25 protein-coding genes and 1 tRNA gene are annotated in these 20,108 nt (G+C 65.9%); 11 read left to right on the forward strand and 15 right to left on the reverse strand.

What is annotated here, in order from left to right; genetic code table 11:
- From MSZK_RS11735 to MSZK_RS11745, 3 genes are all read right to left on the reverse strand, one after another.
- On the reverse strand, positions 1-434 hold a 434-nt coding region (locus MSZK_RS11735; protein ID WP_142389912.1), incomplete at its 3' end, for an MlaD family protein.
- Between the two features lie 2 nt (positions 435-436).
- A complete protein-coding gene (locus MSZK_RS11740; protein WP_099247953.1) occupies positions 437-1,291 on the reverse strand; it encodes an ABC transporter permease in 855 nt (284 codons plus the stop codon).
- Between the two features lie 10 nt (positions 1,292-1,301).
- Positions 1,302-2,015 (reverse strand): ABC transporter permease, encoded by a 714-nt coding sequence (locus tag MSZK_RS11745; protein WP_099248019.1) that lies wholly within the window; start codon positions 2,013-2,015, stop codon positions 1,302-1,304.
- Between the two features lie 480 nt (positions 2,016-2,495).
- On the opposite strand from MSZK_RS11745, the gene MSZK_RS11750 reads away from it, so the two are divergent.
- Entirely contained in the window at positions 2,496-3,626 is a 1,131-nt protein-coding gene (locus MSZK_RS11750; protein ID WP_233211243.1) for a LuxR C-terminal-related transcriptional regulator, read from the forward strand.
- Between the two features lie 10 nt (positions 3,627-3,636).
- Here MSZK_RS11750 and MSZK_RS11755 read toward each other — a convergent pair whose 3' ends face one another.
- The 8 genes from MSZK_RS11755 to MSZK_RS11790 all read right to left on the reverse strand — a co-directional run bounded on the left by MSZK_RS11755 (position 3,637) and on the right by MSZK_RS11790 (position 10,685).
- Positions 3,637-3,843, reverse strand: coding sequence for a ferredoxin (locus MSZK_RS11755; protein WP_099247954.1), 207 nt, complete (start codon positions 3,841-3,843; stop codon positions 3,637-3,639).
- On the reverse strand, positions 3,840-5,192 hold the full coding sequence (locus MSZK_RS11760) for a cytochrome P450 (protein ID WP_099247955.1): 1,353 nt from the start codon (positions 5,190-5,192) through the stop codon (positions 3,840-3,842). Before MSZK_RS11760 ends, MSZK_RS11755 begins: the two co-directional genes overlap by 4 nt.
- Positions 5,193-5,241: 49 nt before the next feature.
- Complete coding sequence (locus tag MSZK_RS11765; protein ID WP_233211244.1) at positions 5,242-6,300, reverse strand: alcohol dehydrogenase catalytic domain-containing protein; 1,059 nt, start codon at positions 6,298-6,300, stop codon at positions 5,242-5,244.
- A complete protein-coding gene (locus tag MSZK_RS11770) occupies positions 6,293-6,694 on the reverse strand; it encodes an SCP2 sterol-binding domain-containing protein (RefSeq protein WP_099247957.1) in 402 nt (133 codons plus the stop codon). The genes MSZK_RS11765 and MSZK_RS11770 overlap by 8 nt, the downstream gene beginning before the upstream one ends.
- Before the next feature lie 118 nt (positions 6,695-6,812).
- Positions 6,813-7,262: a response regulator gene (locus MSZK_RS11775; protein ID WP_099247959.1), complete on the reverse strand. Its 450-nt coding sequence runs from the start codon at positions 7,260-7,262 to the stop codon at positions 6,813-6,815.
- Positions 7,259-8,848, reverse strand: a complete 1,590-nt coding sequence (locus MSZK_RS11780; RefSeq protein ID WP_099247961.1) for a CHASE3 domain-containing protein — start codon at positions 8,846-8,848, stop codon at positions 7,259-7,261. The genes MSZK_RS11775 and MSZK_RS11780 overlap by 4 nt, the downstream gene beginning before the upstream one ends.
- A complete protein-coding gene (locus MSZK_RS11785) occupies positions 8,845-10,056 on the reverse strand; it encodes a PP2C family protein-serine/threonine phosphatase (protein ID WP_099247963.1) in 1,212 nt (403 codons plus the stop codon). The genes MSZK_RS11780 and MSZK_RS11785 overlap by 4 nt, the downstream gene beginning before the upstream one ends.
- A gap of 116 nt (positions 10,057-10,172) precedes the next feature.
- Positions 10,173-10,685: a hypothetical protein gene (locus tag MSZK_RS11790; RefSeq protein ID WP_099248023.1), complete on the reverse strand. Its 513-nt coding sequence runs from the start codon at positions 10,683-10,685 to the stop codon at positions 10,173-10,175.
- A gap of 48 nt (positions 10,686-10,733) precedes the next feature.
- Between MSZK_RS11790 and MSZK_RS32305 the strand changes: the two genes are divergently transcribed.
- The gene (locus MSZK_RS32305; protein WP_158230570.1) at positions 10,734-11,081 is read left to right on the forward strand and encodes a hypothetical protein; all 348 of its coding nucleotides are present in this window, start codon (positions 10,734-10,736) and stop codon (positions 11,079-11,081) included.
- Positions 11,082-11,091: 10 nt separating this feature from the next.
- Here MSZK_RS32305 and MSZK_RS11800 read toward each other — a convergent pair whose 3' ends face one another.
- Positions 11,092-11,283, reverse strand: coding sequence for a hypothetical protein (locus MSZK_RS11800; RefSeq protein WP_099247965.1), 192 nt, complete (start codon positions 11,281-11,283; stop codon positions 11,092-11,094).
- A 210-nt stretch (positions 11,284-11,493) separates the two neighbouring features.
- Here MSZK_RS11800 and MSZK_RS11805 point away from each other — a divergent pair, with 210 nt between their 5' ends.
- Entirely contained in the window at positions 11,494-11,877 is a 384-nt protein-coding gene (locus MSZK_RS11805) for a hypothetical protein (protein WP_371411328.1), read from the forward strand.
- Positions 11,878-11,888: 11 nt separating this feature from the next.
- Positions 11,889-12,221 (forward strand): cupin domain-containing protein, encoded by a 333-nt coding sequence (locus MSZK_RS11810; RefSeq protein WP_099248025.1) that lies wholly within the window; start codon positions 11,889-11,891, stop codon positions 12,219-12,221.
- On the opposite strand, the gene MSZK_RS11815 is transcribed toward MSZK_RS11810, so the two are convergent.
- Genes MSZK_RS11815 through crcB (MSZK_RS11825) form a run of 3 tightly spaced genes read right to left on the reverse strand, consistent with a single transcriptional unit; the run spans position 12,218 to position 14,042 of the window.
- Positions 12,218-13,285: a DUF190 domain-containing protein gene (locus MSZK_RS11815; protein ID WP_099247969.1), complete on the reverse strand. Its 1,068-nt coding sequence runs from the start codon at positions 13,283-13,285 to the stop codon at positions 12,218-12,220. The genes MSZK_RS11810 and MSZK_RS11815 overlap by 4 nt on opposite strands.
- A complete protein-coding gene (crcB, locus tag MSZK_RS11820; protein ID WP_099247971.1) occupies positions 13,282-13,647 on the reverse strand; it encodes a fluoride efflux transporter CrcB in 366 nt (121 codons plus the stop codon). Before crcB (MSZK_RS11820) ends, MSZK_RS11815 begins: the two co-directional genes overlap by 4 nt.
- A complete protein-coding gene (crcB, locus tag MSZK_RS11825; protein WP_099247973.1) occupies positions 13,644-14,042 on the reverse strand; it encodes a fluoride efflux transporter CrcB in 399 nt (132 codons plus the stop codon). The genes crcB (MSZK_RS11820) and crcB (MSZK_RS11825) overlap by 4 nt, the downstream gene beginning before the upstream one ends.
- Before the next feature lie 68 nt (positions 14,043-14,110).
- Between crcB (MSZK_RS11825) and pgm the strand changes: the two genes are divergently transcribed.
- The 7 genes from pgm to MSZK_RS32030 all read left to right on the forward strand — a co-directional run bounded on the left by pgm (position 14,111) and on the right by MSZK_RS32030 (position 20,008).
- Positions 14,111-15,745: a phosphoglucomutase (alpha-D-glucose-1,6-bisphosphate-dependent) gene (gene pgm / locus MSZK_RS11830; protein WP_099247975.1), complete on the forward strand. Its 1,635-nt coding sequence runs from the start codon at positions 14,111-14,113 to the stop codon at positions 15,743-15,745.
- Positions 15,742-17,004 (forward strand): MFS transporter, encoded by a 1,263-nt coding sequence (locus tag MSZK_RS11835; RefSeq protein ID WP_099247977.1) that lies wholly within the window; start codon positions 15,742-15,744, stop codon positions 17,002-17,004. Before pgm ends, MSZK_RS11835 begins: the two co-directional genes overlap by 4 nt.
- A 144-nt stretch (positions 17,005-17,148) precedes the next feature.
- Positions 17,149-17,224, forward strand: a tRNA-Ala gene (locus MSZK_RS11840).
- Between the two features lie 497 nt (positions 17,225-17,721).
- Complete coding sequence (locus MSZK_RS11845; RefSeq protein WP_051659898.1) at positions 17,722-18,720, forward strand: ABC-three component system protein; 999 nt, start codon at positions 17,722-17,724, stop codon at positions 18,718-18,720.
- Positions 18,713-19,264 carry an ABC-three component system middle component 2 gene (locus MSZK_RS11850; RefSeq protein WP_051659897.1) on the forward strand — a complete coding sequence of 184 codons (552 nt, stop codon included), beginning with the start codon at positions 18,713-18,715 and terminating at the stop codon, positions 19,262-19,264. The genes MSZK_RS11845 and MSZK_RS11850 overlap by 8 nt, the downstream gene beginning before the upstream one ends.
- Positions 19,248-19,634, forward strand: a complete 387-nt coding sequence (locus MSZK_RS33575) for an ATP-binding protein (protein WP_036339737.1) — start codon at positions 19,248-19,250, stop codon at positions 19,632-19,634. The genes MSZK_RS11850 and MSZK_RS33575 overlap by 17 nt, the downstream gene beginning before the upstream one ends.
- On the forward strand, positions 19,538-20,008 hold the full coding sequence (locus tag MSZK_RS32030; protein WP_125477408.1) for a hypothetical protein: 471 nt from the start codon (positions 19,538-19,540) through the stop codon (positions 20,006-20,008). The genes MSZK_RS33575 and MSZK_RS32030 overlap by 97 nt, the downstream gene beginning before the upstream one ends.
- Positions 20,009-20,108: the final 100 nt, after the last annotated feature.

Below are 20,108 nucleotides of genomic sequence, written 5' to 3' on the forward strand. Positions count from 1 at the left end.
ACGGTGTTGACCTCGGTGGTCACGTTGGCCGACCGCAGCACTGCGCCGGCGGTCAAGCGCTGGGCGCTGGGTTCGGATGGGTAGACCAGGTCGACGAATTTTGCGCCGAACGCGGTGGTCGATCTGATCTGGGCGCCGACATTGGCTGGGATGTAGCGGATTTGGTCCGGATCGATCTCCAGACGCAGACTCGCGTCGCCCTGCCCGCCGCTGATTCCGCCGACCCGCCCGACCTGCACGCCACGCAATTTCACCTTGGCGCCGGTCTCCATCACCAGTCCGGAGCGGTCCGATGCCAGCGTGACCGGGACGTAGGAGCGAAACGTACCGGCGAATGCCGTCGCGGTCACGAAGAAGAACGCGCCTATCGCCAGCAGGAGGATGACCGTCCACCAGCCGTCGGCCAGACGGTTCTCACCACGTAGCTCCGCCATGTTTACCCGGCGAGGTTGAAGTTGCCGGACTGGCCGTAGACGGCGAGCGAGATCATCACGATCTCGACGGCAGCCACCACCATGGACGTGCGCACCGCGCGACCCACCGCCTCACCCACACCCGCCGGGCCGCCCTTGGCGGTGAACCCGTAATAGGTGTGCACCAGCATGATCACGATCGTCATCGCCACCGACTGCATGAACGACCAGATCACGTCGGTCGGGTTCAGGAAGGTGTTGAAGTAATGGTCGTAGACACCGGATCCCTGCCCGTAGATGGCGACCGTGCCGGTGCGGGCGGCGAGGAAGGCCATCATGACTGCGATGCAGTACAGCGGAATCACCACGATGACGCCGGCCAGCACCCGGGTGGACGCCAAGTAGGTGACCGAACGGATCCCGATGACCTCCAACGCGTCGATCTCCTCGTTGATGCGCATCGCGCCGAGCTGTGCGGTCGCGCCTGCGCCGATGGTGGCCGACAGGGCCACCGACACGGTGCCGGGCACGATCAGCCGCACGTTGAAGAACGCCGAGGCGAATCCGGTCAACGCCTCGAAACCGACCGACGACAGCTGGTTGTAGCCCTGGACGGCGACCAGCGCACCGGTGGTCATGGTCAGGAACCCGACGATCGCGACGGTACCGCCGACCACCGCGAGCGCGCCGGAGCCCAGCCCCATCTGGGCGATGAGCCGCAGCAGCTCCTTGCGGTAGCGAGTCACCGCCTCGGGGATCGCCGCCAATGTCTTTGCATAGAAGCGGGTTTGAGCCCCGATCCGATTCCAGCCGCCGATGACACCCTGCAGGCTGTCGGCCAGTCTGGGGTGCAGCTTGCTCGGCGTACTGACGCTCACCGTTCGGTCCTCACGACACGGTGAACTGGATGCCGACGGCTGTCACGATGACGTTGATCGCGAACAGCACCATGAACGTGAACACGACGGTCTCGTTGACGGCGTTGCCGACCCCCGCCGGACCGCCGCCGACGGAAATCCCTTTGTAACAGGCGATAAGCCCGGCCGCCAAGCCGAACAGCGTGGCCTTCGTGAGTGAGACGATGACGTCACCCATCCCGGTCAGCAAGGTCAGCCCCGCGGCGAAGGCGCCGGGTGAGACGTGCTGGATGTAGACGCAAAAAATGTAGGCGCCGGTCAGCCCGGCCAGGATCACGGTCGCCGAAAGCGCCAGTGCCACAGTGGTGGCCGCGAGCACTCGGGGCACGACCAGCGCCTGGATCGGGTTGATGCCCATCACCCGCAGCGCGTCGAGCTCCTCGCGAATGGTGCGGGCGCCGAGGTCGGCGCACATCGCGGTGGCGCCCGCGCCGGAGACCACCAGCACCGTGACGATGGGTCCGATCTGGTTGACCGTGCCGATCGCGGCACCGGTGCCGGAGAAGTCGGTGGCGCCGAACTCGCCGAGCAGGATGTTGAAGGTGAACACCAGCAGCACCGAGTAGGGCAGGGTCAGCATGAGCGCGGGCAGCACCGAGACCCTGGCCACGAACCAGGTCTGCAGCAGGTATTCGCGCCACGCGAACGGCGGGCGGAACATTCCCACCAGGGTGTCCAGCGACATGCCGATGAAGCCGCCGAAGGCGCGCACGGGCTTGGCCAGGGGAGAGGTTGTGGTCACAGCAGCCCGCCAGGCGCCGAATGGGTCGGCAACCCGGACTCGACGATGACGGCCGGCGGCATGGCGGAACGCTATCGTGAGCGTTGCTACGGTTGCTGCTCCTCGATGGGGGCGAATTTCTACCCCCAAAGAGTTAGGCGTGGCCCCTGCCAGGCCGGGTGCGTCGGCCAAGCAGTGGGCAGACAGCCAGTTTTCCTGCATCTTTTCCCGCGCGACCGTGCATGTCGCCGGCGCGGACCAACGGCGAATCGGTGCCGCTCGGCGGATGGGCGGCGGACCGCCAGTGCAGCGCGGAGCCGTGCTGATGGCCTGCCGACATGTTCGCCCTGCTTTGCTGCCACGCGCGGGAGCGGTCGAATCGGACGATCTCCGAGTCGCCGAGAACGTGATGTTTCACTGGTCGCCGCTATGTATCCTTGTGCGATGGATCACACCCGCGCGCAGCCGGCGGTTGCGGCGATGCCCGGCGGTGACGAGCAGCGGGTACAGGCGATTCTCGACGGCTTGCGCGATATCGCGGACACGAATGATCCGAAATGGCAACCCCGTGCGGCTGACGCGCAGTCGATCGTCGACGACGCCTGGTCGGTGCTGGCCGAGTTCCTCGACGACCGGCCGGCGGCGGTCGCGGTACTCGATCTGCTCCGCCGGTTGACGCTCGCCGACGCTGCGTTGACCCGGGCGGCTCGATCGTCCCAGCGGCTCGGCGACGTAATCTCCCGACTGGAGTCTGCGACTCCGACGATGGCCACCCTGGTCAGCCTGGCCCCCCAGCTGACCAGCTACCTCGGCTTTGATCGTGCGATCTTCTCCCGGGTGATCGATGGACTGTGGGTGTCGCGATCGGTGCACATCGCCGACGACCCGCAATGGGCCGATGAGATCAACCGAGTTGGCCAGACCAAGCCGCAGCAGCTGGTTCCGGGGCTGCACGAGACGGAAATCGTGCGGCGCCGGGAGGCGATGATCGTCACCGACGTCCAGACCGATTCGCGAGTACACCGGCCGATCGCCGATGCCTCGCGGTCGCGGTCGTACGCGGCGGCACCGATCCTGTCCGGTAATCAGGTCGTGGGTCTGCTGCACGCCGACTGCTATTTGCAAGGGCGTGATCCGGGCCCCTCGGATTGTGACGCCTTGGCGACCTACGCCCGAGCGTTGCAGTTGGCCTTCAGCAGAGCGCATCTCGCCGACGGCCTGCGCGATGTCGGTGCGCTGATGAGAAGCGCTGCGACCCAGAGTCAGAACAAGGTGGACGGTGTGGGCGAATTCTCGTTGGACCAGCCGTTGTCGGCGGATCCCGAGAGCGCTGAGTTCGCATTGGCCTTCGGGGTCACCAGGCGGGCCGTCCGGTCGGTTCGCGATGTGTTGACCGCGAGGGAGTTTCAGATCCTCGAGCTGATGGCCGAAGGTCGAAGCAATGCCGCAATCGCGACCCATCTGGTGATTTCGGAAGGCACGGTCAAGCAGCACGTCAAGCACATTCTGCGGAAACTGCGGGCCGGAAACCGGGTGGAGGCTGTCGCGATGCTCTACCAGTCGGCCGGCGCGTGAGGGGCTCGCGTCAGTCGATGATCTGAAGCGACAGGGACTGTGTCGGACAGTGCGCCACGATGTCTTCGAGTTCTGCACGGTGTTCTTCGGTGAACTCGGTCGCCCGAAGGTGAAGGTGCCCGTCGTCGTCGACAGAGAAGGCCTCGGGCATGGCGGCCTCGCAGAGCCCGATTCCCGCGCACCGGCTCGCGTCGAGCACAACCCGACAGGTGCTCATCGTCGTGCTCCCGGCTCGAACGGCATGCTGACCACACCGCGAATGAAATTCGTTCGCACCAGAGCTGGCTCGCCGGTGGCGAAATCGGGTGTCTGCGTGTGCAGCTCGCGAAACAGCGATCGCAACATCACCTTGGCCAGCTGGCTGCCCAGGCAGTAGTGGATCCCGCCCCCGCCGAATGCCAAGTGGGGGTTGGGCTTGCGGTCCAACACGAATGCGTTGGGTTGTTCGAACACCGTCTCGTCCCGGTTACCCGAGGCATACATCATCACGACCTTGTCGCCGGGCAGGATCTGCTGGCCGCCCAATTCGTAGGGGCTGACACAGGTGCGGCGGAAGTTCTGCACCACCGAACCCCAGCGCAAGAACTCCTCGACCGCGACATCGATGCGGCCTTCGAAATCCTCCCATAGCCACCGGCGCTGATCGGGAAAGTCGTTGAGTGCCTTGGCTGCCAGGCTCGACGTGTGCCGAGTGGTGTCATTGGCGGCCACCGAGAACAACACCATCGTCGCGCCGATCTCGAACTCCGACAGGCGCTCGCCGTCGACTTCGGCGTGCACCAGTGCGGTCAGAAGATCCTCGGCAGGCTGATCGCGGCGCAAGTCGATGAGACTCTCGGTCATCTCGTGGATGCGAAGTGCCGCCTCAACCTGCACCTCGGCCGGATCGCGACCGGCCAACAACTCGGGATCGGCCCAGGCTTGCGTCTCGTCGGCGGCGTGGACGACGGCGGCCCGCAGTTCCTCGGGGAAGCCGAACATGTCGCCGAACATCTCTGTCGGCAGGTGTCGGGCGATGTCACCGACGAAGTCGACGGATTCTCCGTCGCGTGATTTGGCCACGGCGGCCGCGACGATACGTTTGGCCCGCGAGGCGATATCGCCCTCGATGCGCCGTATCTGGCGCGGGGTGAACACCGAACTGACCAACCTGCGAATCTTGTGGTGCTGGGGGTTGTCCATCGCCAAGAACGACATTGCCATCTCCAGGAACACCGGTGGCAGCATGTCGAACATCACACCGTAACGCGAGACGAATACGTCGTTGTTCTGACTGATTTCGACGATGTCCGAATGACGCACGACGGCCCAGTACCCCGGGTCGTCCGGGTCGGGAGAGACTGCGGTCTCGATCGGAGGTTGCCAGCTCACCGGTCGGCTGCGACGCAGCTCGGCGAACACCGGTTCGCGTTCGGGCAGGTCGAGGTCCCAGAACGCGTCGCTGCTGATGTTGACGGCGTCGTAACTGCGGGTTGCGGCGACCTCGTTGGTGGGCGGGACATCGACGGTGTCGTCGTCGTCCCAGGACAGATCGGCAGCGAAGAGCTCACCGTCGGTAGCGGTCATCGTGGTTCCTAGGTCTGATCGATGTGGTTGGGCGAGAAGAGGAATCAGCTCACGCCTGCGGGTCGAGGACGACCTTGGTGGCTTCGCGGGCCTCGAACATCCGGTAGGCCTCGGCGGCGTCCGAGAGGCCCATTCGATGGGAGATGATCGAGCTCGGACTGAGCTTGCCTGCGTTCGTCAGGGCGATCACCTCGTCGATGTATTCGGTGACATGGCACACCCCCATCTGCATGTGCACACCTTTGAGGTAGAGCTCGCCGAATGGGAGGGTGATCGAGTCCTCGTTGTAGACACCAGGAATCGACAGCGTTCCGCCGGCTCGAACCAGCGAGATCGCCGAACACAGCGCGGACTCGTGGCCGACCGCGTCGACCACGACATCGGCGCCCCGCCAGTCGGTGAGGTCCAGCACGGCGTCGGCTGGGTCGGTTTCGGCGGCGTTGACGGCGACCGCACCAAGGATCTCGGCTTCTTTGAGTCGTTCGCCGACCTTGTCGACGACGATCACCTGGAGTGCGCCCAGGGCGATGGCCGCCATGGCGGCACACAGTCCGACGGGGCCGGCGCCGACGACCGCGACGGTGTCACCGGGGCGCATGGCGCGGGCGACTGCCTCGTAACCGGTCGTCATGATGTCGCCTGCGAAGAGAATGTCTTCGTCGTCGGCGCTGCCGTTGCCGGGGACCAGGCGCGCGGTCAGGTCGGCGTTGGGCACGACGACGTATTCGGCTTGCCCACCGTCGAGGTCACCCAACGCCAATCCCAGCCCGAAGATCCGTGATCCCGCACAGTTTCCGGGCTGATGGCGGCGGCATTGATAACACGCACCACAGCTGACGACACAGGAGCTGACCACACGATCGCCCGGGTGCACCTGCGTCACCGCGGTCCCGGTTGCTTCGACGACGCCCAGGAACTCGTGTCCGAGGATGATGTCGGATTCGACGGTCAAGCGGCCCTCGTAGGGGTGAAGGTCCGTCCCGCAGATTGCCGTCTTTTCGACGCGCACCAGGATGTCGGTGGGCTCGGTGATCACCGGTTTCGGGACGTCGATGACTTCGACCCGGTGCGGCGCGCGCAGCACCGCGGCCCGCATGGTCTCAGGCACGCGATGCGTCTTTCTCGGCGATCTTCTCCCGGTACATCGGGAACAGCGGCTTGGTGAGGGGAACCAGTTTGAGGATCTTGTTGACCGGCCCCTTGGCCTTCACCTGGCCCTTGGCCAGTCCGATGGCAAGGTTGTATTCACCGCGCCAGAACTGGTCGGCGGTATCGCCGCGCATCAACAGTGTCACGTCCGCCTTGGTGTCGGACGGGCCCGAGATGACGCGATAGTCGTCGTGGAACACCATCGTCATCTCGCAGTCGGGGTCGGTGTAGATCACCCGCATCACGAGGTTGGCGGCCTTGAGCTTGGGTCCCGACTCGGGGTGTTCTCCGGCATCTCGGAAAACTCCGCCGATGTACCTGTCGAGGTCGGCGGCGTCGGTGAAGAATCCCATGGTGGTGTGCTCCTGGCTCGGTGGTGACGACCATCACCATGCAAGCACCGTGGAGCCGGTCTGATCAGACCCCCTCGGGAGGGATCGCTATCCCGGAAGGGATAGCCGGTGCCCGCGCCTACCGGGACTGACCGCCCGGCAGGCGCACGACCTGGACGAAGAATTCGTCGATCTGGCGAACCGCGCTCATGAACTGATCGAGGTCGACCGGCTTGGTGACGTAGGCGTTCGCGTGCAGCTTGTAGCTGCGCAGAATGTCCTCCTCGGCCGAGGAGGTGGTGAGCACCACCACCGGGATGGAGCGCAGGTCGTCGTCGGACTTGATCATCTCGAGCAGCTGGCGGCCGTCGTACTTGGGCAGGTTCAGGTCCAGCAGGATGAGATCGGGCCGCGGCGCCTCGGCGAACTGGCCGCGCCGGTACAGGTAGTCCAACCCTTCCTCGCCGTCGTGCACGACATGCAAGGTGTTGTTGAGTTTGTTGTGCTCGAAGGCCTCCCGGGTGATCAGTTCGTCTCCGGGATCGTCCTCGATGAGCAGGACGTCGATCGCGCGACCGGTATCGGTCATGATGCGGTTCCTTCCAATTGCGGCTGGGGTTCGGCGGCGGTCATGGCGGGCAGGGTGAAGCGGAAACAGGTTCCGCCGTCGTAGGAGGTGTCGATCCAGATGTCGCCGCCGTGGTGCTCGACGATCTTCTTGACCAGTGCCAGGCCGATCCCGGTGCCGGCGTACGCATCTCGGCCATGCAGTCGTTGGAAGATCACGAACACCTTGTCGACGAACTCGTCGGCGATACCGATCCCGTTGTCGGAGAAGGTGAACATCCACTGTCCCTCGTGGTCACCCGCGCCGGGTTCACAGGTGATGGCGATGCGGGGGGCCTGGTCGTCACGGCGGAACTTCACGGCGTTGCTCACCAGGTTCTGCCACATCATCGTCAGCAGTGTCGGATCGCCCAGCACCCGTGGCAGGTCGCCGGACCGGGTGATCTCGGCACCGGTCTCCTCGATGGCGGTTGCCACGTTGGCGATCGCGGCATCGAGCACGGTGTCGAGGTTCACCTTGACCTGGGTGGCGTTCAGTCGGCCGACTCGGGAGAACGTCAGCAAGTCGTTGATCAGCACCTGCATCCGCTTGGCGCCGTCGACGGCGAAATCGATGTACTGGATGCCGCGTTCGTCGAGTTGGTCTCCGTAACGCTTCTCCAGCAGCTGGCAGAACGAGGCGACCTTGCGCAGCGGCTCCTGCAGGTCGTGGGAGGCCACGTAGGCGAACTGCTCGAGTTCGGCGTTCGAGCGGCGCAGCTCGTCGGCTTGTTCGTCCAGTTGACTACGCGCGGCGCTGGATGCCTCGAGTTCCTCCACGATGCGCCGCCGCATGTCTTCCACGTCGGCGGCGATGGCGCGGATGTCCTTGGGGCCCTGTGGGTCGATGTGTTCGCCGAAGCTGCCACCGGTGATCCGCCGGCACGCCGCGGCCAGCGACTCCAGCGGGCGGGTGACGGCGTTGCGGATCAGGATCGCGATGGCGAATCCGGTGATCACGAACGCGGCGATGACGGTGGCGAGGACTCGGTCACGCCAGGTCTTGGCCGTGTTGAGTTGATCGAGCGCGTCGGTGCGCGCGCTGGCCAGATGCTCGTTCTGGGTGTCGAACAGTGCTCGCAGGGAATCGAATTGTGTCTTGCCGGCTTCGGCATTCGCCCTCGTCAAGCCGCTGGGCGACCCCGGCGTCACACTGGCGATCAACGGATCGGCATAGCGGCTGCGCCACGCGGCCGCAGCCTGTTCGATTGCGTCCAGATCGCCGATGAGGTCCGGGCGGCCCGCCAGCTGCTGTCGAATGCGTTGCGCAGCCTCCTGTTCGGACTTCTGCCCGTCGTAGTAGGGGGCGAGGAATTGTGCGTCGGCGGCGATCACGTAACCGCGGATCGCGGTCTCCTGGTCGCGCAGGGCTGCCTGGAGCTGGTAGGCGGCGATGCGAGCGGGCTGGATGTCGTCGACGAGTTGGCGGCTCGTGTCGTCGGTGCGGTTCAGCAGCACCGCGGCCAGAAGTGCGCCGCCGAACACGACGACGCCGACCACTACCAGGACCAGGTTGAGCCAGCCCCGCACTGTCATGCCGGACAGCCGGGTGCCCTCGACCTCTTTCATCGGCGGGTCCGCTGGACCCGCACCACCGCGATGTCGTCGGTGATCCCGCCGTTCGACTGGGCACGGGCTTCGGCCCCTTCGATGAGGGACACGACGAACTCGGGGCCGGGCAGTGTGGCGAGCGAACGGGCGAGTTCCAACAGGCCGTCCTCGCCCAGGCGTTGGTTGCCCACGCCGGAATGCCCTTCGAACAGGCCGTCGGTGAGCAACACCAACCCATGCCCGTCGGGCAGCTCCAGCTCGTTCTGCGGCCACTGTTGCGCGCCCAGCCCCAGTGCCGGTCCGGCCGGGGGCTCGAGCCATTCGACGGTGCCCGGCCCGTGCAGCAGCATCCCGGGGTGGCCGGCGCGGACGGCGGTGAACCCCCGCCCGTCCGGCCAGAGCGCCACGCTGAGCACTGTGGCGAAAATTCCGGATCCGGCTCGCTCGGCGCGCAGGATCTGTTCCAGGCGGCGCATGCGTTCGTTGCCGCGCAGTCCGGCAAAAGTCAAGGCGCGCCAGGCGATTCGCAGCGCGGCACCCAGCGCCGCCTCGTCGGGACCATGACCGGACACGTCGCCGACCATCACATGCACGGTGCCGTCGGGGGTTTGGACCACGTCGAAGAAGTCGCCGCCCAGCAGGGCGTTCTCCCGGCTGGGACGGTACTGGGTGACGATCGTGACCCCCGGATCGTCGTCGAGCAGGGGCAATGGCAGCAGCGCTCGTTCCAGCCTGGCGTTCTCCTGAGCGCGCGCCTGACTGGTGTGCAGATCGACGGCGGTGAGCTCGGCGCGCTTACGTTCGATGGCGTAGAGCAGTGAGCGGTGCAACGTCTCGGGTTCGACGTGGCCCTTCACGAGGTAGTCCTGGGCGCCGGAGGCCATCGCGGACATGCCGAAGTGTTCGTCGTTGAGGCCGGTGAGCACGACGATCGGCAGCGTGGCATCGATCTTGGCGATCCGGTCGACGGCCGAGATACCGTTCGCGTCCGGCAGGTTGAGATCCAGCAGCACACAATCGGGCCGACCGGTCGACAGTGTCTCTTCGGCGATGGCGATCGACGCCGCCCACTCGACGGTGATGTCGGCGCCGGCGTCGTCGATCAGCTCCTCGACCAGTAGGGCGTCGCCCCGGTCGTCCTCGATCAGCAGCAGCGAAATAGGCCGCTTGTTGGCGCCGGCGAAGCCGGAGGGGTTGAGCACCTCTGGGTCATACGATGCGCGCATGGGCCATCAGATCCTTGTGTTCAGATCGGCCGCGCTTTGACCTAGGTAGTGGTTAGACAACATACCGACCCTACCGGGCTGGACCCATGACGCCCAATCGAGCCGGTGGCGGTGTGTCATGAGTGGCGGGCCGTGCCGGTCAGCGGCTGCCCGTCGGCGCCCTGCAGCAGGCAGATCACCGTGCTCGGGAACGGGTTGTCCGATGTTCGGTCCTGATCGGAGTCGATGAGGTAGGTGCTGGTGTAGGTCGCGGCGCGGGGAGCCCCGGTGTAGCGCTCGAGCCCGGTGGCGCATTCGGTGGTGGCGACGTCGGCCAGGGCCGCGTTCACCGGAATCGGGGCGCGCAGATACGCCTCGGCCCGATGCGGCCGGGCGCAATCGACGACGTCGACCATCACCACCGCCGGGTCGGCGGGTGGCGGGTCGGCCAGGCAGTCGCCGGCGGTCAGGTCCACCCACTTCACGCTGCGCGCAGACGACGCCGGTGCGGCTGCCGCAGTGGTGGTCGAACTGGTCGATCCGGCGGTGTCTGTGGTGGTCAGCGTGGGTGTGGTGTAACTGCTCTCACCGCAGGCCGTCATCGCGGTGAGGCCGATTCCGGCCACCGCGCCCCAAGCCGTCCCGCGCATGTCCTCGTGTTTACCCGACAGCATCAATCGGGTACAGCACTTCCCACCATGACGATCACGAGCATTGCCAAGCTGACCGTTGCGGGCCTGGCCGCCGCCGTGACCATCGGGGCCGGTCTGGCCCAGGCCGATCCGCCTGGTCCACCCGGTCCACCCGGGCCGCCGTGGGTGCCCGGCGGGCCTGGGGTCAACGCGGGCGGACCTGGAAATCCCCTGCCGCCGGGGCAGGGCTATCTGCCGCCACCCGGCCATCGTGGCGATATCGACGGTGTGGTGCCGGTATGGGCACCGCCGCCGCCGCCACCGCCGCCGTGGGCGCCCTGGCTGCCGGTGGTCTGGAACGCCGACCTACCCGCTTGGGGAGTCTGGTGGAACGGCGGTTTCATCCGGTTGTGAGCCGGCGGGCTCACCAGCTGGTGTCCCGCTCGCGGACATAGGCGAGCAGCGCCGGGTCGGCCGAGCTGAACCGGTCGACCTCCTCGCCGCCGTCACAGCGATACAGGGCGACGGTCACCGAGTGGGCGTGACGATCGAGCACCGCCCAGTGGGCGCCGGCATCCTCCCAACGCTTCAACTGGGCCACCGGGTCATCGCGCATGGGTCCATCATGACGCGATCCCAGGCTCGGACTGTCAGAATCCGTTGGCCACGATAGGAATTCACCCGTCGGTCGTTGCGCTACGCGAACTCCGCCCGGTGGACGTGGCACGTCTGGCACAGTTGGGGTCCGGGGCGCACAGGCAGTGAGGAGTCAACGGTGCAGCACTGGGCAGCGGTCGCGGTGGCTGCGGTGTTCCTCTGGCTCGGGATGGTGCTGGCGATCTCTTTCCTGGAGGCGCCGCTGAAATTCCGGGCTCCCGGCATCACCATCCAGCTCGGATTGGGGATCGGCCGGCTCGTCTTCCGCGCGCTCAATGCCTGCGAAGCGGTGCTGGCCGCGATCGTCGTGGCCGCGTTGGTGGTCGGCACACCCGGTGCCGGTGTCACCGCGGCTGTCCTGGTGGCCATCGGTGCCCTGCTGATCCAAGTGATCGGGGTGCGGCCGGCCCTGAGGCGACGCTCTGACGCGGTGCTGGCCGACGCCGGCCAGGCGGAGGCCGGCCGGTCCCGCGCGCATTACGTCTACGTCGTGTTCGAAGTGATCAAGGTGGCCGCGCTGCTCGTGGGCGGCGTCGAGTTGCTCAACTTCTGATGGAGGAAGTCATGGATTCGGTTTCGTTGTCGGCGCTGGCCGACGAACACCTGGCCGCGGCCCGCTCGTCGAACAGCGGGCGATCGGCGCACACCGTTCACGGGGGCCACGACCATCAGCTGCGGCAGACGGTGATCGCCCTGGCGGGCGGGCGTGACCTCAGCGAGCACCACAGCCCGGGGGAGACCACGCTGCAGGTGCTGCGCGGCACCGTGCGGCTGACCACGGCCGAGGACACCTGGGAGGGGCGCGAAGGCGATCTGCTGGTCGTCCCTCGCGAACGGCACGGCCTGCACGCGGTCGACGACGCGGTGATCCTGCTGACGGTGCTGGCCGACAGCTAGTAGCGGTAGTCGGCCAGGTCGGTGGCCCCGCGGCGCTCGCCGCCGTCGAGCATCACCAAGGCGGGCACCATCTCGCAGGTCACCAGGCCGTGCGAGCCCGTCACCTCATCGATCAGATCGAAACATCCCGCGATCACCTCGGGGGTGTCGACGACGATCGTGGTCACCGGTACCTGACGGCCGTACTGGATGAGCCTGTCTCCGTGCGGTTTGTGGTCACCGTGGAAGCCCCAGATTCCGCGCAATACCGTTGCACCGCTGACTGTTCCGGATTCCCAGAGCTTGCGCACCAGGGCGCGGTGGATCGGCGCGCCGTCGTAGTGGGTGGATTCGGAGGTGTAGATCATCAGCTTCTGGCGCAATTCGCGGCCGTGGGCGTCGACGGCAGGCAGCGCCGGCGGGCGCGCCAGCAATTGGCCGTCGCGTTTGCACACACCGATGCGCTCGACGGTGATCAGCGGCTGGTAGAGCACCTCCTCGAGGCCGGGCAGCACCTGCTGCACCTGGGCTCGGGTGCCGACCGCGATGACCATCACCGGCACGTCGATGTTGCGGCTGAAGAAATGGGCGCGGCGGCGCTGACCGTGTGCGGTGCCGTCGACGCCGAGGAACACGGTGGCCCCGGCGAAGCCATGGCGGTGGAGCAGATCGCACACCGCGTAGTAGCCGGGCAGACCGTTCACCCGGCGGCGCCGGCCGATGTAGATCGTGAGTTTGACGGCGTCGCCGTCGGGCATCGGCGCCTGCGCCAGATCGCTGCCGAGCAGCTGGGCCCTTTCCAGGGTGATCAGGCCGCGCGGGGTCATCTCGACCACGTCGCCGATCAGCGCGCCGATCACCTCCTCGGTGTCGACGGCGGCGATCGCGACCGGCGGGTCCTCCGAGAGAGTCAGCGACTGATCGCTGCGGATCACGTGGCGCGGACCGAAGCTGGCGATCCCGCGCAGCATCACACTGGCGGCCACCTGATGTTCGGCGTAGGTGTCGAGCATGGCCTCGGCCAGGAATCGCGAGCCGGCCCGGGCCCGCTCACCGAAGTAGGTGGTCAGCTTGAGATGGGTCATATCAGGCTCGCGATCCACTGGCCCAGCATGGCGGCGGGCAGACCGAGGGCCACGCTCACGACGACGTTGGCCACGGCCGGCTTGATCTGGCGCTCCTCGGTGAGGCGCTGGGTTTCCAGCATCCAGGTCGAGAAGGTGGTGTAGGCGCCGACGAAGGCGGTGCCGGCCAGCAGTGCGGCCTGGTGGCTCAGTGTCAATCCGGTGATGAAGCCCAGCAGCACCGCACCGGAGATGTTGACCGTCAGCGTGCCGAACGGGAAGGACCGGGCGGCGCGGCGGGCGACGGCCTTGTCGACCATGAAACGGGCCACCGAGCCGAGTCCGCCGATCACGAGCACACCGGCCCATACCGCGACGCTCACGCGCGGATCCTGACCCGGCGGACCATGACGGTCGCGGTGTACACCGCCGCCAGGCCCGCGGCGATACTGGCCACGGTGTAGCCGGCGGCGAGGCCGTAGTGGTGGTGCTCGATCATCCGCACCGTCTCCACCTGCATGGTGGAGAACGTCGTCAACCCGCCACACAGACCGGTGCCCAGCAGCGGCCGACGGTAGCTCGAGACCGGCAGCCGTTCCAGCAGTCGGGTGGTGAAGTAGCCCAGCAGGAACGCCCCGACAATGTTGACCACGAACGTCGCCCAGGGCCACCGGGCCGGATCGGTCACGAGCAGCGTGGCCAGGCCGGCGCGGGCGGCGGTGCCGATGGCGCCGCCGGCGAACACCGCAGCCAATTCACGGTTGTCATGGCCGAACATGGGCAACCCCCTTAACCGTCGATGAATCCGCGAGCAAGTATCGCCCTTGGGAAGGCAGAATTGGCGCCATGGCGGCTAACCCCCGCGCCGGTAAGCCGGCGCTTCCCGAAGACCTCGTCGATCTGCCCCATCTGGTGACCGCGTACTACACGGTGCACCCCGACCCCGACGACGTCGACCAGCAGGTGGTGTTCGGCACCTCGGGACATCGCGGCTCCAGTCTGGACGGGGCGTTCAACGAGGCGCACATCCTGGCCACCACACAGGCGATTGTGGAGTACCGAGCTGGGCAGGGCACCACCGGCCCGCTGTTCATCGGCCGCGACACGCACGGGTTGTCCGAGCCGGCGTGGGTGTCGGCGCTGGAGGTGCTGGCCGCCAACGACGTTGTGGCGATGATCGATTCGGCCGACCGCTACACACCGACGCCGGCGGTCAGCCATGCCATTCTGGCCTACAACCGCGGGCTGAAGTCCGGACCCGCCGACGGGATCGTCGTCACCCCGTCGCACAACCCGCCGCGCGACGGCGGGTTCAAGTACAACCCGCCCAACGGTGGTCCGGCCGACACCGACGCCACCAGTGCGATTGCCAAGCGCGCCAACGAGATTCTGCGCGGTGGCCTGGCCGAGGTGAAGCGAGTACCGCTTTCCCGGGCTCTGCACAGCGCGCAGCGCCACGACTACCTCGACGCCTACGTCTCGGACCTGCCCAATGTCGTCGACATCCACGCGATCCGCGCCGAGAAGATCCGCATCGGCGCCGATCCGCTGGGCGGGGCCAGTGTCGACTACTGGGGGGCCATCGCCGAGCGGCACGGCCTCGACCTGACCGTGGTCAATCCACTGGTCGACGCGACATGGCGGTTCATGACGCTGGATACCGATGGCAAGATCCGGATGGACTGCAGCTCGCCGAACGCGATGGCGTCGCTCATCGCCAACCGTGACTCCTATCAGATCGCCACCGGCAACGACGCCGACTCCGACCGGCACGGCATCGTCACGCCGGATGCCGGGTTGATGAACCCCAACCACTATCTGGCCGTGGCGATCGACTACCTGTACTCGCACCGACCCGACTGGCCGGCCAGCGTCGCCGTCGGCAAGACGGCCGTCAGCTCCTCGATCATCGACCGGGTGGTGGCCGGCCTGGGCCGCAAGCTCATCGAGGTCCCGGTCGGCTTCAAATGGTTCGTCGACGGGTTGATCAGCGGCACAATCGGTTTCGGTGGAGAGGAGTCGGCGGGCGCGTCGTTCCTGCGCCGGGACGGGTCGGTGTGGACCACCGACAAGGACGGGATCATCATGGCCCTGCTGGCCTCGGAGATCCTGGCCGTGACCGGGTCATCGCCGTCGCAGCGCTACGCCGAGCTGGCCGAGAAGTACGGGGCGCCGATCTATGCCCGGGTCGACGCACCGGCCAACCGCGAGCAGAAGGCACGGCTGGCCAAGCTGTCGCCGGAGCAGGTCAGCGCCACCGAGCTGGCCGGTGAGCCGATCACCGCCAAGCTGACCACGGCGCCGGGCAACGGCGCGCCGCTGGGTGGGTTGAAGGTGACCACCGCCGACGGTTGGTTCGCCGCGCGTCCGTCGGGCACCGAGGACGTGTACAAGATCTACGCCGAGTCGTTCAAGGGCCCCGAGCATCTGGCGGAGGTGCAGGACGCCGCCCGTGAGGTGGTGAATACAGTCATCTCGTGAGTTCCGTCGCCGAGGGTGACTGTCCGTCGGAAGCGCAGGCCAAGCTTCCGCGGGAAGTCTGGGTCCTGATCGCCGCCAATGCGGTCATCGCCCTGGGCTACGGCGTGGTGGCGCCGGTGTTGCCGCAGTTCGCCCGCAACTTCGGCGTGAGCATCAGCGCGGCGACGTTTGTGATCACCGCCTTCGCCGTCATGCGGCTGATCTTCGCCCCGGCCTCGGGCATGCTGGTGCAGCGGCTGGGGGAGCGGCGCATCTACGTCAGCGGCCTGCTGATCGTGGCGCTGTCGACCGGGGCGTGCGCATTCGCCCACACCTATTGGCAGCTGTTGCTGTTCCGGTCGCTGGGCGGCATCGGCTCGACGATGTTCTTCGTGTCGGCGCTCGGGCTGATGATCCGGATCAGCCCGCACGACGCCCGCGGCCGGGTGGCCGGGATGTTCTCCAGCGCGTTCCTGGTCGGCTCGGTGGCCGGCCCGCTGATGGGCAGTCTGACTGCCGGGCTGGGCCTGGCCGCGCCGTTCCTCATCTACGGCGCCGCGCTGCTGATCGCGGCCGCGGTGGTGTTCATCAGCCTGCGGCATTCGCATCTGGCCGCGCCGGCCCCGCCGGACGAGCTGACCGTCACGCTGGGGGTGGCGCTGCGCCATCGGGCCTACCGGGCGGCGCTGCTGTCCAATTTTGCGACCGGGTGGTCGGCATTCGGGTTGCGGGTGGCCCTGGTGCCGTTGTTCATCACCGAGGCGCTGCATCGCGGGCCGGGGATCGCGGGTGCCGCGCTGGCCACGTTCGCGGCCGGGAACGTCGCGGCGGTGATCCCGTCGGGCCGCTTCTCCGACCGGACCGGTCGGCGCCCGCTGTTGATCGCGGGTCTGGCGGCCGCCGGGCTGACGACGGCGGTGGTCGGGGCGGCGACATCGCTGCCGGTGTTCCTGGTCGGCGCGTTCGTCGCCGGCGCGGGCACCGGGGTGTTCACCGCGCCGCAGCAGGCCGCGGTGGCCGACATCATCGGCAAGGCCCGAGGCGGGACCGCGGTGGCGACGTTCCAGATGATGTCGGACCTCGGGTCGATCGTCGGTTCCTTCGGGGTCGGGCAGATTGCCCAGCACTTCTCGTTCGAATCGGCGTTCGCGATCAGCGGCGCGATCCTGGTGCTGGCGGCGGTCGGCTGGCTGCTGGCTCCGGAAACCCGCGATGCCCCGCCGTTGGAGCCCACCCCACCGCGGCCGCTGGGCCCCGAGGCCGCGGGCGAGCTGCCGTAGGCCGTAGCGCCTCGCGAGATTGCACTGACGCAGGAAAAGCGCGAGTAGGCGTCTGCGTGGGTTCAATTTCGATGCGGTCTTGCCACATGTGACCAGCGATTTTGAGGCACCGGTGCCGGTGGTGTAACTTCGGTGGGCACACCTGGGGCTATGGCGCAGCTGGTAGCGCACCACACTGGCAGTGTGGGGGTCAGGGGTTCGAATCCCCTTAGCTCCACCAGGCAAAACAGCACTCGATTGAGTGCTCAGAAGGTCGTTTGACGACAGTTCTGACGACAGTTCGGTTCATCTCAGCCGTGAGCAGGAGCGCATCGCCCCCTTCTCATCAGCTCCCGGATGGCCGCCACGGCGCTGTCGGTCAACACAGTCCGCCCCTGCGGCGTGACGGCCCCTGCGGTGTGGCGGGGTGATGGCCATGCCATTGGTCCCAACCAACCAGCGGCGGTCAGCGTCCCCGCTCCGATCGTCGAATTTCCGTCACGCTGCAGCATGATGCCTGCTCGCGAACCGTGAGCCTCCCGGCCGGGGCATGTCGTGTCTCGGCTGGCGATCCTACGACTTGTCGTATCCTGACCGCCGGGAGGCAAGAGTCGGTTGAACGCAGCTCAGAGCGGAGATAGCCAGGCTCCTGGGGGTCCCTCTAGTGGTCTTCGCGACATACCAGAACCCCTACATGGAGAGACTGGTGTCGCGCTGTCCGGGCCACCAATATCGCCCATGGCACGCATTTCCCTGTACGACGACGTCCAATGGGAACTATTCATCCTTGAATGGGTGCATGCCCTGAGATCCGGCTACGTTCAGGTCAAGCGGTTCGGTGGAGCCGGTGACAGGGGCGCGGACATTGCGGCGTTCAAGACTGCAAACGGCCTAGAAGGTGCTTGGGACTGTTTCCAGTGCAAGCACTATGCAGAACCTCTCGCCCTAGGAGACATACTTCCCGAGATTCTGAAGATCTTCGTGGCAACTGTTGTCGGAGAGTGCGTTCTGCCGGACAGCTACCAGATCTTGGCTCCCCGCGGTTGCAGTACAAACTGCGGTCGGATGCTCAGCAGCCCGCAGAAGTTGAGGAAAAAGTTCCTCGACCACTTGGCCGACGACGACAGCACCCTCGCGAGGGGCCTTGAGTCGGACCTCGTCTCTTCGGTTCAGGAACTGGCGTCGGTCACGGATTTCTCGATGTTCCGATCCGTCGAGCTGACTGATGTGCTTGAACTGCATAAGACAACTTGTTGGTACAGCGACCGATTCGCCACAGCGCTTCAGCCGCGACCCGCTCATGTGCCAGCTCCCGGTGACTTGGCGACACACGAACGGAGATACGTACAACAACTGGTTGATGTTTACGCCGAAGCACACCCCGAGGAAAGCCTCCAACCCGAATCAGTGGCATCAAATCCCAGAGTGGGCGAACGCTTTCGCCGCCACCGCGAGAACTTCTACAAGGCGGAGGCGCTACGAGTGTACGCGCGGGATTCAGTGCCGCCGGGGACTTTTGAGCGATTGCAGGATGACATTCATTCGGGTGTTATCGATGTAGTCGAGGACCACCACGCCACGGGCCTGAGACGTTTGACGAGTGTGCTTTCGCTAGTTGGACAGCTGGATCTGAGTCGGCATCGTCTGATTTCGGTGGTCGAGATCGATGATCGACAGGGCATGTGCCACCAGCTGGCGAACGTCGATCGGATTCAATGGATGTCGCGCAATGAATGACTACGACAATCGGGCACCGAACGGTCCAGCGGGCGACCGTCGGAGGCCGCAAAGCATCAATGAATCGCCGCTGAACGGCCCTTTGGAGGTCGGCATCCGCGTGTTGATGATCTTGACCCAGGCCTTCCCAGCTGAACTCGACCTGAATCAGCTTGTCCTGCTTGATCACTTCGTGCTCCACAGCAGGGACGTCGGTGGCCCTGAAAGTCTGCATCCGGCTCTGCCGATCCGTGCAGGCGAGATTGCGGCCAAGCGTGAATCTATCGAGGCAGGAATTGGTCTTCTGCTGAGGCTGCATCTCGCCGAGATTGCGGTTGGAATGAACGGGGTGCGGTTTCTTGCCGGCGACGGCGCCCTGCACTTCGTGGGAGTCTTGGGCTCGTCGTACTCACATCGCTTGCGCGATCGTGTCGGATGGGTGTTGGGAAGTTTTCCCGATCTGGACGAAGCGAATCTGCGACGGCAGACAAAGGCGATATTCGATTCCTGGTCCGAAGAATTTCACTGGCCCGATACGGACGGGAACAATGGCAAACCGCATTAGCCTGACGCATCTGACTTTCGTGGGGCCCGGCAAGGCTCCAGCGACGGTTGATTTCGGGCCACGAACGACTGTCATCCATGGTCCCTCTGACACAGGGAAGTCGTTCATTGTCGACGCCATTGACTTCATGCTTCGTGGTTCCACTCTTCGGGAGATTCCGCAGCGCGCGGGCTACAGCACAGTCCTATTGGGAATTCGGACGCCGACTGGTGAAGACGTCACGCTCACCAGGGGGGTCGAGGGCGGCAGTTTTGGCTTGCTGGAGGGAGTACTGTGCGGCGCTTCTCTAAAGCGATCGGTGAGAGGCTTTCCGCGTGGCAGGTCCCTGATGGTGATGAGGTCCGTTATGACCGGGATGAGCAGGATCTGATAGCGGGCGATCAATTACGCTCTGCTCACGGTAAAGGCGTTCGCGCAATCCTCCACTCCGCCTTCACCATTGGCCTTGCTCAGTATTGCTTTGAAAATGATCTTCCACACCCTGGATTTGTCGTTCTGGATTCACCATTGGTGACCTATCGCCCACCGAAGCCTGGCGAAGCCGTCGATCGTGAGGTTCTCGACATCGGCATTGCTGCGCGGTTCTACGACGACATTCAGCAGTCGGTTGGTGGGCAGGTCATCATCATGGAGAACATGGATCCACCATCTGGACTCCGGAAGGAGTCAACCGACGTATTTTTCACAGGCGTTGCGGGGGAAGGCCGATTCGGCTTTTTTCCGTCTCAGCCGTTGCCGTCGTAACCAGAGACCTTTGATATTTCGACAACGGCAACGTCATCGTCGGCTTGCGGCACTCGATCGCGCGTCGTTGCGGTCGACTTGTACGGACTCGAAGCTGAAC

The sequence above is a fragment of the Mycobacterium sp. shizuoka-1 genome, from assembly GCF_002723835.1.
GTDB lineage: Bacteria > Actinomycetota > Actinomycetes > Mycobacteriales > Mycobacteriaceae > Mycobacterium.